Annotated in this window: 7 protein-coding genes and 3 rRNA genes; 7 read left to right on the forward strand and 3 right to left on the reverse strand. The window is 60.4% G+C overall.

Annotation, left to right across the window (positions count from 1 at the left end; all coding sequences use genetic code 11):
- From AQ996_RS10015 to uvrB, 7 genes are all read left to right on the forward strand, one after another.
- Positions 1 to 284 (forward strand): hypothetical protein (locus tag AQ996_RS10015; protein WP_216594998.1); only part of this gene is annotated, 284 nt, incomplete at its 5' end.
- A 586-nt stretch (positions 285 to 870) separates the two neighbouring features.
- Positions 871 to 2,377 (forward strand): 16S ribosomal RNA (locus AQ996_RS05625).
- A 397-nt stretch (positions 2,378 to 2,774) separates the two neighbouring features.
- Positions 2,775 to 5,748: ribosomal RNA gene (locus AQ996_RS05635) — 23S ribosomal RNA — on the forward strand.
- 147 nt (positions 5,749 to 5,895) lie between these two features.
- A 5S ribosomal RNA gene (rrf, locus tag AQ996_RS05640) occupies positions 5,896 to 6,011 on the forward strand.
- Together the 16S, 23S and 5S rRNA genes form the textbook arrangement of a ribosomal RNA operon.
- Before the next feature lie 193 nt (positions 6,012 to 6,204).
- Complete coding sequence (gene coaE, locus AQ996_RS05645; RefSeq protein WP_055251805.1) at positions 6,205 to 6,846, forward strand: dephospho-CoA kinase; 642 nt, start codon at positions 6,205 to 6,207, stop codon at positions 6,844 to 6,846.
- A complete protein-coding gene (locus tag AQ996_RS05650; protein ID WP_055251807.1) occupies positions 6,839 to 7,420 on the forward strand; it encodes a lytic transglycosylase domain-containing protein in 582 nt (193 codons plus the stop codon). Before coaE ends, AQ996_RS05650 begins: the two co-directional genes overlap by 8 nt.
- Before the next feature lie 51 nt (positions 7,421 to 7,471).
- The gene (uvrB, locus tag AQ996_RS05655; protein ID WP_055251809.1) at positions 7,472 to 9,712 is read left to right on the forward strand and encodes an excinuclease ABC subunit UvrB; all 2,241 of its coding nucleotides are present in this window, start codon (positions 7,472 to 7,474) and stop codon (positions 9,710 to 9,712) included.
- A 65-nt stretch (positions 9,713 to 9,777) separates the two neighbouring features.
- On the opposite strand, the gene AQ996_RS05660 is transcribed toward uvrB, so the two are convergent.
- The 3 genes from AQ996_RS05660 to AQ996_RS05670 all read right to left on the reverse strand — a co-directional run bounded on the left by AQ996_RS05660 (position 9,778) and on the right by AQ996_RS05670 (position 13,600).
- A complete protein-coding gene (locus AQ996_RS05660; protein ID WP_055251811.1) occupies positions 9,778 to 11,418 on the reverse strand; it encodes an NAD(P)/FAD-dependent oxidoreductase in 1,641 nt (546 codons plus the stop codon).
- Between the two features lie 79 nt (positions 11,419 to 11,497).
- A complete protein-coding gene (locus tag AQ996_RS05665) occupies positions 11,498 to 12,769 on the reverse strand; it encodes an NAD(P)/FAD-dependent oxidoreductase (RefSeq protein WP_055251813.1) in 1,272 nt (423 codons plus the stop codon).
- Positions 12,770 to 13,600, reverse strand: coding sequence for an Mrp/NBP35 family ATP-binding protein (locus AQ996_RS05670; protein ID WP_055251815.1), 831 nt, complete (start codon positions 13,598 to 13,600; stop codon positions 12,770 to 12,772).
- Positions 13,601 to 13,702 lie beyond the last annotated feature (102 nt).

The following is a 13,702-nucleotide window of genomic DNA, read 5'->3' on the forward strand; positions in this document are numbered from 1 at the left end:
GGGAGGCCAGGGCGCCGCTGACCGGTGGACGGCACCGAGCCGTCGCAAGACTTGAAGAAGGGGGAGGCCTCGCGGCCTCCCCCTTTTTTGCGATATACAAACCGACATTTACACTATCTGTTTTAGGTGTGTTCGGATTGGCTTTAGTCGAGGGCATCGTTGTCGTCCGCGGTGAGGTAGATCCGATCTTTTTGCTTATGTCGCTTTCTGGTGGCGCTCAGTCGGCTCCAGGGTTCTGTCGCCACGTTTATCCGGACGGATCTTTTGCTCCTTATTTCCAGTAAATCAATTAAGGGGCATTGTTTCAATCAAATTCGCTCCGCCTGCGGGGGCTCTATCACTAATTAGATAGAGCCCCCGCAGGCGTTTTATAGGTTTGTTAACGTTGTCCTTCAATTTATGACGGGTTAATTAGCGGAGACCAACGAGGGTATAAAGATGCTATGTCTACAGTGGACAGCAAGATTCCCGAGGTCATACGGTCTGTCCATGGTTTATGACCAAATGTGTGACTCTGAGCAACTCGGAGCCAGCTAATTCATTTGTGAACAAAATATGGAGTGCGCGATTCCCGCCCACGGCGCCCCTCCGGTCTGGCAATATATCTCCTTGCCGCGCGGCCCGGTCGGACCGGATCAGCCGCCAGGCGTGCACCTTGAGAACCGGATACTGCGAGGATGGACACACCAGTTGTGTCGCATCCGGGCAGACATCGAACCATTTGAAATGGTCTAACTTGGATTTGTTTTTCGCAAGGCCGCCGAGAGGCGGCCCCGAGAAATTCCTTTTCCTATACAGAACCATATGAATCGAACGGAACCGATCAGCGATGGACTGAGAGGACCGGACGGGCTCGAAGCCCAGATATTTTGGACGGAGAGTTCGATCCTGGCTCAGGATGAACGCTGGCGGCGCGCCTAACACATGCAAGTCGAACGGCACCCACCTCCGGGTGGAAGCGAGTGGCGAACGGCTGAGTAACACGTGGAGAACCTGCCCCCTCCCCCGGGATAGCCGCCCGAAAGGACGGGTAATACCGGATACCCCGGGGTGCCGCATGGCACCCCGGCTAAAGCCCCGACGGGAGGGGATGGCTCCGCGGCCCATCAGGTAGACGGCGGGGTGACGGCCCACCGTGCCGACAACGGGTAGCCGGGTTGAGAGACCGACCGGCCAGATTGGGACTGAGACACGGCCCAGACTCCTACGGGAGGCAGCAGTGGGGAATCTTGCGCAATGGGGGGAACCCTGACGCAGCGACGCCGCGTGCGGGACGGAGGCCTTCGGGTCGTAAACCGCTTTCAGCAGGGAAGAGTCAAGACTGTACCTGCAGAAGAAGCCCCGGCTAACTACGTGCCAGCAGCCGCGGTAATACGTAGGGGGCGAGCGTTATCCGGATTCATTGGGCGTAAAGCGCGCGTAGGCGGCCCGGCAGGCCGGGGGTCGAAGCGGGGGGCTCAACCCCCCGAAGCCCCCGGAACCTCCGCGGCTTGGGTCCGGTAGGGGAGGGTGGAACACCCGGTGTAGCGGTGGAATGCGCAGATATCGGGTGGAACACCGGTGGCGAAGGCGGCCCTCTGGGCCGAGACCGACGCTGAGGCGCGAAAGCTGGGGGAGCGAACAGGATTAGATACCCTGGTAGTCCCAGCCGTAAACGATGGACGCTAGGTGTGGGGGGACGATCCCCCCGTGCCGCAGCCAACGCATTAAGCGTCCCGCCTGGGGAGTACGGCCGCAAGGCTAAAACTCAAAGGAATTGACGGGGGCCCGCACAAGCAGCGGAGCATGTGGCTTAATTCGAAGCAACGCGGAGAACCTTACCAGGGCTTGACATATGGGTGAAGCGGGGGAGACCCCGTGGCCGAGAGGAGCCCATACAGGTGGTGCATGGCTGTCGTCAGCTCGTGTCGTGAGATGTTGGGTTAAGTCCCGCAACGAGCGCAACCCCCGCCGCGTGTTGCCATCGGGTGATGCCGGGAACCCACGCGGGACCGCCGCCGTCAAGGCGGAGGAGGGCGGGGACGACGTCAAGTCATCATGCCCCTTATGCCCTGGGCTGCACACGTGCTACAATGGCCGGTACAGAGGGATGCCACCCCGCGAGGGGGAGCGGATCCCGGAAAGCCGGCCCCAGTTCGGATTGGGGGCTGCAACCCGCCCCCATGAAGTCGGAGTTGCTAGTAATCGCGGATCAGCATGCCGCGGTGAATGCGTTCCCGGGCCTTGTACACACCGCCCGTCACACCACCCGAGTCGTCTGCACCCGAAGTCGCCGGCCCAACCGTCAAGGGGGGAGGCGCCGAAGGTGTGGAGGGTGAGGGGGGTGAAGTCGTAACAAGGTAGCCGTACCGGAAGGTGCGGCTGGATCACCTCCTTTCTAGGGAGATAAATCTTCTAGAGAGATCAACTTAACTCGAATAGAGGGCAGGAGCCCGTCCGGTGGATGTCGCCCGGGGGAAGTCCCCGCAGCACCCGGTCCCCGGGGTCGCACCCGCGTACCTTGAGAGCCGCATAGCGATAGGAGAGAGATGGAAGATCATTCTTCCAGACTCGATTCTTTTCTGCGATTTATCAGACAGAATGATAGCAATCATTCATCCGATCCAAACAAGAAGAATTCACTTATTAATGAGTGAGGAGCATCTGATCGCGAGCACAGTGAGGACACTGTGCCGCGGTATGAGATACCCGAATTGCGACATACGAGCGCTATTCATGATATCGATTAATTAATTTTAGCGACACGTGGATATCCCGCGGGCCCGAGTGCGGTCCCGCAAGATACCACGGGCGCACGGCGGATGCCTTGGCACAGGGAGCCGATGAAGGACGCGGCAAGCTGCGATAATCCCCGGCGAGGAGCACACATCCTTCGACCCGGGGGTCTCCGAATGGGCGAACCCATCCGTAGCAGTACGGATATCCCGACCCCGAACACATAGGGGCCGGGAGGACAACCCGGGGAACTGAAACATCTAAGTACCCGGAGGAGAGGAAATCAATCTCGAGACTCCCCGAGTAGCGGCGAGCGAAAGGGGACCGATGGCCAAACCGTCGAGCGGGCATACCCGGCAGGGGTTCCGCCGGCGGGGTTGCAGGGCCGCGCATCCGGGGGCTGCCGCCCCCGGGCGCAGGTCCGGCTGGGGAGCGGAACGGCATGGGAGGGCCGGCCGCAGCGGGTGACAGCCCCGTACGCGAACCCAGACCGGACGGCGCGACGCGGTCCCTGAGTAGGGCCGGGCACGTGAAACCCGGTCCGAACCTGGGTGGACCACCATCCAAGCCTGAGTACTACCCTGTGACCGATAGCGCACCAGTACCGTGAGGGAAAGGTGAAAAGCACCCCGGGAGGGGAGTGAAACAGTACCTGAAACCGTGCGCCCACGAGCAGTCGGAGCACCCTTCGGGGTGTGACGGCGTGCCTTTTGTAGAATGAGCCAGCGAGTCGCTGGCGCGGGGCGAGGTTAACCGAAAGGGAGCCGTAGCGAAAGCGAGCCTTAACAGGGCGACTTGAGTCCCGCGCCGCGGACGCGAAGCCGGGTGAGCTATCCGTGGGCAGGCTGAAGCGGGGGTAAGACCCCGTGGAGGGCCGAACGCACGTCGGTTGAAAACGGCGGCGATGACCTGCGGATAGGGGTGAAAGGCCAATCAAACCCGGAGATATCTCGTTCTCCCCGAAATAGCTTTAGGGCTAGCGTCGCGCGTTCACCGCCGGAGGTAGAGCACCGGATGGACGAGGGGGCTTCGCCGCCTACCGAATCCAACCGAACTCCGAATGCCGGCGGCCCAGAGCGCGGCAGTCAGAGCATGTGGGCTAAGCTGTGTGCTCGAGAGGGAAACAGCCCGGACCGCCCGCTAAGGTCCCCAAGTTCCAGCCGAGTGGCAAAGGATGTGCGTCCGCCCAGACAACCAGGATGTTGGCTTAGAAGCAGCCATCCATTCAAAGAGTGCGTAACAGCTCACTGGTCGAGTGGACATGCGCCGACAATACACGGGGCTAAGCTGGACACCGAAGCGGCGGGATTTTGATTTTCAGAATCGGTAGGGGAGCTTCCCATGGGCGGTGAAGCCGCCGGGCGACCGGCGGTGGAGCGCATGGGAGTGAGAATGCTGGCATGAGTAGCGAGAGACGAGAGAGTAACTCGTCCGCCGTGAACCCGAGGTTTCCTGGGCAAGGCTAATCCTCCCAGGGTCAGTCGGGGGCTAAGGCGAGGCCGGGAGGCGTAGCCGACGCGCAGCAGGCAGACATTCCTGCACCGCGCACGCGGCGCTACGACCGACGGGGCGACGGATGGGGGTGGCTCGGCGGGGTTCTGGACGTCCCCGTGATGGAGCGCGGCCCGCGGACCAGGGAAATCCGGTCCGCACGAGGGCGAGGCTCCGGACGAAGCGACTGAGCGAAGCGAGTGAGCCCGAGGTCCCTAGAAAAACCCCTAGGCAGGCGCGTGCGCGCCCGTACCGCAAACCGACACAGGTGGGTGGGTAGAACATACCGAGGCGATCGGGTCAACCATGGTCAAGGAACTCGGCACAATGGCCCCGTAACTTCGGGAGAAGGGGTGCCCGCGCGTACGTGAACGGACTTGCTCCGGGAGCGGAGGCGGGCCGCAGTGGAGAGGCCCAAGCGACTGTTTACCAAAAACACAGGACTCTGCAGAAGCCGCAAGGCGACGTATAGGGTCTGACGCCTGCCCGGTGCCGGAAGGTCACGCGGAGGAGTTAGCCGCAAGGCGAAGCCCCGAAGCCAAGCCCCGGTAAACGGCGGCCGTAACTATAACGGTCCTAAGGTAGCGAAATTCCTTGTCGGGTAAGTTCCGACCTGCACGAAAGGCGCAACGACTTGGGCGCTGTCTCGACCATGGACCCGGTGAAATTGCACTGGTCGTGAAGATGCGACTTACCCGCGGAAGGACGGAAAGACCCCGTGAACCTTCACTGCAGCTTGGCATTGGCCGCTGGTCCCGCGTGTAGAGGATAGGCAGGAGGCATCGATCCGGAGGCGCCAGCCCCCGGGGAGCCGCCCTTGGAATACTGCCCTCGCGCGACCGGCGTCCTAACCCGAGGCCGTCAACCGGCTCGGGGACCGTGCCAGGCGGGCAGTTTGACTGGGGCGGTCGCCTCCTAAAGGGTAACGGAGGCGCGCGAAGGTCCGCTCGGGACGGTCGGCAACCGTCCTTTTGAATGCAAGAGTACAAGCGGGCTTGACTGCGAGGCCCACAAGCCGAGCAGGTGCGAAAGCAGGCTCTAGTGATCCGGCGGCCCCGAGTGGGTGGGCCGTCGCTCAACGGATAAAAGGTACTCCGGGGATAACAGGCTGATCTTGCCCAAGAGTCCACATCGACGGCAAGGTTTGGCACCTCGATGTCGGCTCATCGCATCCTGGGGCTGGAGCAGGTCCCAAGGGTACGGCTGTTCGCCGTTTAAAGCGGTACGCGAGCTGGGTTCAGAACGTCGTGAGACAGTTCGGTCCCTATCCTCCGTGGGCGCAGGAGAATCGATGGAGGCTGCCCCCAGTACGAGAGGACCGGGGTGGACGCACCTCCGGTGAACCGGTTGTCGACCAACGGCACGGCCGGGTAGCCGCGTGCGGCGCGGATAACCGCTGAAGGCATCTAAGCGGGAAGCCGTTCCAGGGATTAGTTCTCCTTCCGGTAAGGGCCCAGGTAGACTACCTGGTCGATAGACGGCAGGTGCAAGGACGGCGACGTCCTCAGCCGAGCCGCACTAATCGCCCGAGCTCTTCCGGAACCGCACCTCGCGGCCCGCGGGACTGAGCGCTCACGCGCGCGGTCCGGGCACGAGGATGCCCCCGAGTCGACTCCTCCTATGCGCCATGCGGCCCCCAGGGCACGTAGATGAGACCCAGGACACCGTAACGGTGGGCGCCGCCCACCGGTCAGCGGCCAGAGCATGGGGGGCACGCCCGGTCCCGTTCCGAACCCGGAAGCTAAGCCCCATCGCGCCGAGAGTACTGCGGGGCCAGCCCGTGGGAGGCCAGGGCGCCGCTGACCGGTGGACGGCACCGAGCCGTCGCAAGACTTGAAGAAGGGGGAGGCCTCGCGGCCTCCCCCTTTTTTTGCGTTATATATAAGCTGTGTCTTGTGAACGGGTCCTTCCTTTGACTCTCTTACTGTTTGGCTGTTTTTTGAACTGTCGCTTTCTATTTGCGCGATAATAACTCCCATTGGCGTTGGGGAGGGTTTGATGTTTACCGTATTTGTCTTGGGCAATATTGCTTCGGGTAAGTCTACTGCCTGCCGCTATCTCGAATCTCATGGCGCCATGCTTATCGATCTGGACGAGCTCGCCAAATCGCTGTATGTGCCAGGCTCCGATATCGTCAATGCCCTCGCGGAAGAATTCGGTTGGGACATTCTAGACGGGGAGGGCGGCATTCGCCGCGATGTCCTCGCTGTTCGAGCTTTCGCCTCTCCTGATACAGTTGCGCGGCTCAACGGCATCGTTCATCCGGTTCTCATCGAACAGCTGTCACTGAGGATTCTTGATCCGGTTTGCTGCACGGTTTCGTCCCCCCGTTATCCCTTTGCGGTTGTCGAGGTTTCTGCCCCGACTGGGTTTGAGGATGCTTTTGGGCTGGCTGATGAAATTCTGGTTATCAGCGCTCCTTTAGCAGTTCGTCGCGAGCGTGCCATCCATCGTGGTATGGAGTCCTCTGATTTTGATGCTCGCTCTGCATGCCAACCTGATGAGGCTTCGCTTTGCCATCTCGCTACGACGGTAATCGATAATGCGGCAGGCGATAATTCGCTCTTTGAACAACTGGACGCATGGCTTGCGCGCCATGGCTTCGCGGATGTAGTGGATAAGGAGGAGGACGATGCCTAAGACACGTTTCTTTACGTGGTATCGCGTGGCGCCACTTGCTGTTGTGTTCGTCTTCGGCCTTATTTCGCTCGTCTACTCGTATGCTCCTGCCGCCTTCTTTAAGCCTTTGTATCCAATTGACTACGAGGCATATGTAAAGCAATCGAGCATTTCGCACAATCTTGATCCATATCTGGTGTGTGCTGTCATAAAGTCGGAATCGAATTGGGATCCCGAGGCTGAGTCGAATCAAGGTGCTCGGGGGCTGATGCAGCTGATGCCCGAGACTGCCCAGGATATGATTGCCAAGGGTCTTGTCGATGGTGGCGAGTATTCGGCCGACAACCTTAACGATCCGGCTACGAACATCGAGTTTGGCTGTGCGTATCTTTCGTATCTTCTAACGTATTTTAACGGGTCGACTGACAGTGCCATTGCCGCCTATAACGCCGGCATGGGCAATGTCGACGGATGGGCGCAGCAGAGCACGTCGCTTCATAATGCAATCACCTTTCCCGAGACGCAGGCGTATCTGATTCGTGTCAATAATGCCTGGGTTCGCTACAAGACCCTCTATCCCGATCGGTTCGTATAGGACTATGCCCGCCGCCTGCGTATACTGCAGATATATGAGTTAGGAGTATCCATGGCGGAATTTGAAGTTGAGCGTGTTGGAGGAGAGCTCAAACGTTTTGGCGTTGAGGGCTCTGAGGTGCCGTTTGAGGTCGTGTCTCCATACGAGCCCGCTGGTTCCCAGCCTAAGGCCATTGAGTCGCTTGTGCAGGGCGTGAGGGACGGAGATCGCTATCAGGTTTTGCTGGGCGTGACTGGTTCGGGCAAGACCTTCACGATGGCTAAGACTATTGAGGCCCTGGGGAAGCCGACGCTGGTCATGGCTCCCAATAAAACCCTCGCCGCCCAGCTTGCGAGCGAGCTCAAGGAATTCTTTCCCAACAACGCCGTGGTCTACTTCGTCTCGTACTACGACTATTATCAGCCCGAGGCATATGTACCGCAGAGTGATACGTATATCGAGAAGGATTCCTCGATTAACGAAGAGGTCGAGATGCTGCGACATCAGGCGACCGCATCGCTGCTTTCTCGACGCGACGTGATCGTCGTCGCATCGGTCTCGTGTATCTATGGCATCGGTTCTCCCGAGGACTATGCGGGCCTAGCTCCGAACGTCGACAAGAAGGTGCCGCTCGAGCGCGATGACTTTATCCATGCGCTTATCGATATCCAGTACGATCGCAATGACTATGATTTGGCACGCGGTACCTTCCGTGTGCGCGGCGATGTCGTCGACGTGTATCCGCCCTATGCCGAGCACCCGTTGCGGTTTGAGTTCTTTGGCGACGAGGTCGAGCTGATTGCCGAGATCGACGAGGTTACCGGCGAGATGCTGCGTGAGTACGAGGCCATTCCCGTGTGGCCGGCCTCGCACTACGTGACTGAAAAGCCTAAGGTCAAAGCGGCTCTGAAATCAATCAGTGAAGAGTGCGAGAAGCGTGTGGCCGAGCTCAAGGCGACTGATAAGCTGCTCGAGGCGCAGCGTCTACAGCAGCGCACTGACTATGATCTCGAGATGCTCGAGACCATGGGTTTTTGTAACGGTATCGAGAACTACTCGCGTCATCTGGACGGTCGAAAACCGGGCGAGCCGCCGTTTACCCTGATCGATTACTTTCCTAAGGACATGCTCTGCATCATCGACGAGAGCCATGTAACGGTGCCGCAGATCCGCGGCATGCACGAAGGCGACCGCTCGCGTAAGGTGACGCTGGTGGAGCATGGCTTTCGTCTGCCTTCGGCACTCGATAACCGCCCGCTTCGTTTCGATGAGTTTGAGGCGAGGATTCCCCAGTTCATCTACGTTTCGGCCACGCCGGGCGACTATGAGCTGCGGGTGAGCCAGAACGACGTTGAGCAGATCATTCGTCCGACCGGCCTGCTCGACCCCAAGATCGATGTGCGTCCGGTTCGTGGGCAGATTGACGATCTTGAGGACGAGATTCGCGAGCGCGTTGCCCGCAAGGAGCGCGTGCTGGTGACCACGCTCACCAAGCGCATGGCCGAGGACCTGACCGACCATCTGCTTGATGCCGGCATTAAGGTCAATTACATGCACTCCGATACAGCGACGATGGACCGTGTCGAGATCCTGCGAACGCTGCGCGAGGGAAAGATTGATGTTCTCGTTGGCATCAACCTGCTCCGCGAGGGTCTAGACCTTCCCGAGGTCTCGCTGGTGGCAATTCTCGACGCTGACAAGGAAGGCTTCTTGCGCAATCGCCGTTCGTTGATTCAGACGATTGGCCGTGCGGCCCGTAATGCCGACGGCGAGGTCATCATGTATGCAGACGTTGTGACCGATTCGATGAAAGAAGCCATCGAGGAGACGCAGCGCCGTCGCGAGATTCAGATGGCATATAACGAAGAGCATGGCATTGTGCCCAAGACGGTCCGCAAGGCCATTAACGACATTTCGAGCTTTATTGCCGAGGCCGAAAAGACTGTGGGCTCGAAGGGACGCTCTAGGGGCGATTCGCTGGGTCACGGTGCGTTCTATACACCCGACGAAAACGGCGAGGGCGCCGCGCCGGAGACGGTGGCACCCGAGCAGACGCTTGCCGAGCAGCTGGAAGGGCTACCGCATGACGAGCTCGTACGGATCGTCGAGACCATGGAGGAAGACATGCGTAACGCTTCCGCCGCCATGGACTTTGAGGAGGCGGCACGTCTGCGCGATGCCGTCGTTCAGATTCGGGTGATGCTTGAGGGCGCATCTGAGGACGAAACGATCGAGCGTTTGCGTTCACAGGCTCGCAAGGGCTCTACCTTTGCTTCGGGCAGAAAACGCCAGGGTGCGCGATTCAGGAAGTAGCGAACAGGCCCCGAGTTCCCTGTGGAGCTCGGGGCCTGTGTCGTTCGGACGCGGGGGTTCGTGCACTAGAGGTCTGCTATCAGCGCCTCGGCGCAACGGATGCCGTCAGTGGCGGCACTCATGATGCCGCCGGCATATCCGGCACCCTCGCCGCAAGGGTAAAGACCCGGGGTCGACGCGGCGTGGCATGTTCGATCGCGGGTGACGGTGACCGGGGAGCTCGAACGCGTCTCCACGCCAGTGAGAACCGCATCGGGACGGTCATAGCCACGCAGTTTCTTGCCGAGCAGAGGGATTCCCAAACGAAGCGATTCGACGATATGCTGCGGGAGGGTATCGTCGATCGCCGTCCAGGTCACGCCAAGTGGATAGGTTGGTTTTACCTTTCCGGGCGCCGTGCTGGCGCGCCCCGCAAGGAAATCTCCGACGAGCTGTGCCGGCGCGTTCCAGTTGGAGCCACCCAGGCGATAGGCGGCTCGCTCGCAGGCGCGCTGGAGCTCAATGCCCGCGAGCGGATCATCGCCGGGAAGGTCGTTAGGTGTGACGTTAACGAGTAGGGCGGCATTTGCGTTGCGCCCGTCGCGGGCATTGAGGCTGGCGCCGTTGACGCACAGATGGCCCTGCTCGGAAGAAGCCGCGACAACCTGTCCGCCGGGGCACATACAAAACGAGAACACGCTGCGGCCGTTGGGGAGATGGGCGACAAGCTTGTAGGGGGCTGCTCCGAGTACCGGGTGCCCCGCCGAAGGGCCATATTGGGCACGGTCGATGTCGCGCTGTGGATGCTCGATGCGCACACCCATGGCAAAGGTCTTTTGCGCGAGGGCAACGTTATGTTTTTTGAGAAGCTCGAATACGTCGCGGGCGGAATGGCCGCAGGCGAGAATGAGGTGCTTTGTGGCGATTGTCTCGCTTGCGGTTTCTTGGGGCGTTTGGACATCGACGCCGGTAATGGCGCCAGATCCATCGGTTCGAATATTGACGAGCTTTGTTCGATAGCGGACGGTTCCGCCGAGTTGCTCGATGCGCTGAGAAATGTTGGTGACGACGGCGGGGAGGATGTCGGAGCCAATGTGCGGCTTGGCATCCCACAGGATGTCGCGAGGTGATCCCGCATCGACGAAGGTCTCGAGAATCAGTCGATGGGCGGGATTCTTGGTTCCCGTGTTGAGCTTGCCGTCCGAGAAGGTCCCTGCGCCGCCCAGGCCAAATTGGATATTGCTTTCGGGGTCGAGGGTGCGCTCCTTAAGAAAGAGATCAATCGCTTCCGAGCGGCGAAGTGCGGGGTCGCCGCGCTCGATGAGCAGGGGTTTAAGGCCCGCTTCGGCAAGGGTCAGGGCGGCGAAGAGACCGGCGCAGCCGGCGCCGACAACGACGGGACGCCCCTTGGGTGCATTCGGGACAGGGTTGGGGAATGAAGGAGCCTCGCCGCCTACCATGCGGATGCGCGAGCGGTCGCGCTCGGCGACGCGGCCGACCAACTCCTGCTCGAGTCGGGAGCTTGTCAGCTCAACTCGAAAGCTCAAAATAAAATGAACATCTAGCTTTTTACGGGCGTCGATTGACTTGCGATGGAGCTCAATTGCTTTAATCTGGGAACCCTCGCATCGCAGGGCTCGTTTGACGGCGCGTCTGCCAATAGCAAGGCAGGCGGTTTCATCGCCGGCCTCATCGAGTGACGCGTGGACTTGGGTGATTTCGATCATCGAGGTCTCCTTAGATGCAAGAAAGAGGCCGCCCGGTGTCCCAGACGGCCCGAATGCGTTTTGATTATAGACTGCGCGGCTATAGGCTGCTTGCAGCGCGAATACCCGAGATCCAAGCCCACGCAAGGTTGAAACCGCCGCAATCGGCATCGATGTCGAGCGCCTCGCCACAGATGTAAAGTGGGGCGCCTGCCGCGTTGCTCACGCAGAGGTTAGGAGCCGAGATGCTCTCGATGGGCACGCCGCCGCGCGTGACCTGGGCCGAACGCTCCTCTGTCGTTCCCTCGACGAGCAGCTTAAAGTGCTTGAGGATTGAGACCAGATGGATGACGTCGTACGACCCAGGGTGGCACTGTTCGAATGCGGTGCAGACAACGTGAGAGAACTGCGGGGCGAGCATGCCGTCGAGCCAGCGGCGGTCGCGGGGTGAAAAGCCGCCGAGCAACTCAACTCGCTGGTTGAGCATATCGAGCAACTCGTCTTTGGAGAGGTCGGGGAAAACGTCGAGCAGAATCGTGTCGCCGCGCTGGACGCGACGGGAGAGGTTAAAGGCGGCAACGCCCGAGATGCCAAAGGTTCGGAAGAGCACTTCGCCGTCTTCGCGCCAGAGCTCCTCGTGATTGCGGGTGAGCGTCAAACGGGCGCGGACGCGCAGGCCATCCAGCGTCTTGAGCGCAGTCTGGTCGCCGAAGACCGATGCCGACACAGGGCAGAGGACGGGGTGCTGCGGGGTGAGGGGAAGATTGAACGTCTTCGCGATGTCGGCAGGGCTGCCGCCCGTAGCGATAATTACGGCCTTTGCCTGCAGCGTCTCGTTCTTGCGAGGGGTGTCGGCGAGTGCCTTCCGAAGCGAGCGGAGTTCCGATTTTCGGTCGTCGTGCATTTTTGCCTTGAGTGCTCGCGCGGGACGGTCTATTTGGAGCGCCCAGCCCTCGGGGGCTTTGAATGCCGAGGCAACGTTTGCTCCGCAGATCAAGGTGATACCCAGGTGATTGCAAGCGTTGAGAAGCGCATCGCGCACCGATTCGGCACGAAGGGAGCGCGGATACAGCCGGCCCTCCTCGGAGGTCGTCATGATGCCCAGCGAGGAGAAGAAACTGCCGAGCTCTTGCTCAGGCTGGGGACCCATGATGGATTCGACGAATTCGGGGTGGTTGTACCGCTGGAAATCAATTGATTCGTTGGAAAGGTTACAGCGGCCGTTGCCGGTCGCAAGGAGTTTAAGGCCGCAGGCAACATCGCGCTCAACGATGCAGACGCTTTTGCCTGCGCGTGCGGCCGTAATGGCGGCGGCGAGACCCGAGGCCCCGCCGCCGATTACCAAGACGTTATAGGAGGCGTTTGTGTTCACTTAGGCCTCGGCGGTCTCGTGCGGGGCAATGGCCTCGACGGCAGAGACGGCCTGGGGCAGCATGTGTGCGGGCAGTGCGGTCTCAACCTCGCCCTTATCGCAAGCCTCGGCGAGTGCCGGATTGATGGGAAGCTGCCCTAGGATCTCGAGGTTGTAACGCTCGGCGACCTCGGGGAGCTTGCTCTTGCCAAAGACTTCGATCTTCTTGCCGCAATCGGGGCACTCGATATAGCTCATGTTTTCGACGATTCCCAGAATGGGGACGTTCATCTTCTCGGCCATGTTGACCGCCTTGGCGACGATCATCGAGACCAGATCCTGCGGGCTCGTGACGATGACGATGCCATCGACGGGCAGCGACTGGAAGACCGTGAGGGCGACGTCGCCCGTTCCCGGAGGCATGTCGACCAGCAGGTAGTCGATGGGGCCCCATGAGGTTTCGCTCCAGAACTGCCTGATGGCACCCGCGATAACCGGACCGCGCCAGAGGACGGGGTCGGTTTCGTTTTGGAGTAGCAGGTTAGAACTCATAACCTTGACGCCGTGCTCGGAGATTTCGGGAAGCATAAGGTTGCCGAGGGCATGGACATGGCGTCCGCTCATGCCGAACATCTTGGGGATAGAGGGGCCGGTGATATCGGCATCGAGGACGCCGACCTTGTGGCCGTGGCGGGAAAGCTCCGTGGCGATGGCGCCGGTGACGAATGACTTGCCGACGCCGCCCTTGCCAGAAAGCACGGCGATAACGCGCTTGACCTCGGACAGCGTATTCTCCTCAAATTGCGACGGCGACGTTTGCCCGCCGGCTGCCTGTGCGTGCTCGCAACCCATGTAAGACTCCTTATGAATGATATTGGGACCAGGATCCCACGATGTGACACGAGCGTCATTGTACCCTCGTTTGCGAGCGGGAGTCATTCATGATGCGTGGTA

The organism is Collinsella aerofaciens, assembly GCF_001404695.1.
Lineage (GTDB): Bacteria > Actinomycetota > Coriobacteriia > Coriobacteriales > Coriobacteriaceae > Collinsella > Collinsella aerofaciens_E.

Coding starts and splice junctions, on each gene's coding strand:
- coaE (WP_055251805.1), top strand. CDS start 6,205: ATGTTTACCGTATTTGTCTTGGGCAATATTGCTTCGGGTAAGTCTACT.
- AQ996_RS05650 (WP_055251807.1), top strand. CDS start 6,839: ATGCCTAAGACACGTTTCTTTACGTGGTATCGCGTGGCGCCACTTGCT.
- uvrB (WP_055251809.1), top strand. CDS start 7,472: ATGGCGGAATTTGAAGTTGAGCGTGTTGGAGGAGAGCTCAAACGTTTT.
- AQ996_RS05660 (WP_055251811.1), bottom strand. CDS start 11,418: ATGATCGAAATCACCCAAGTCCACGCGTCACTCGATGAGGCCGGCGAT.
- AQ996_RS05670 (WP_055251815.1), bottom strand. CDS start 13,600: ATGGGTTGCGAGCACGCACAGGCAGCCGGCGGGCAAACGTCGCCGTCG.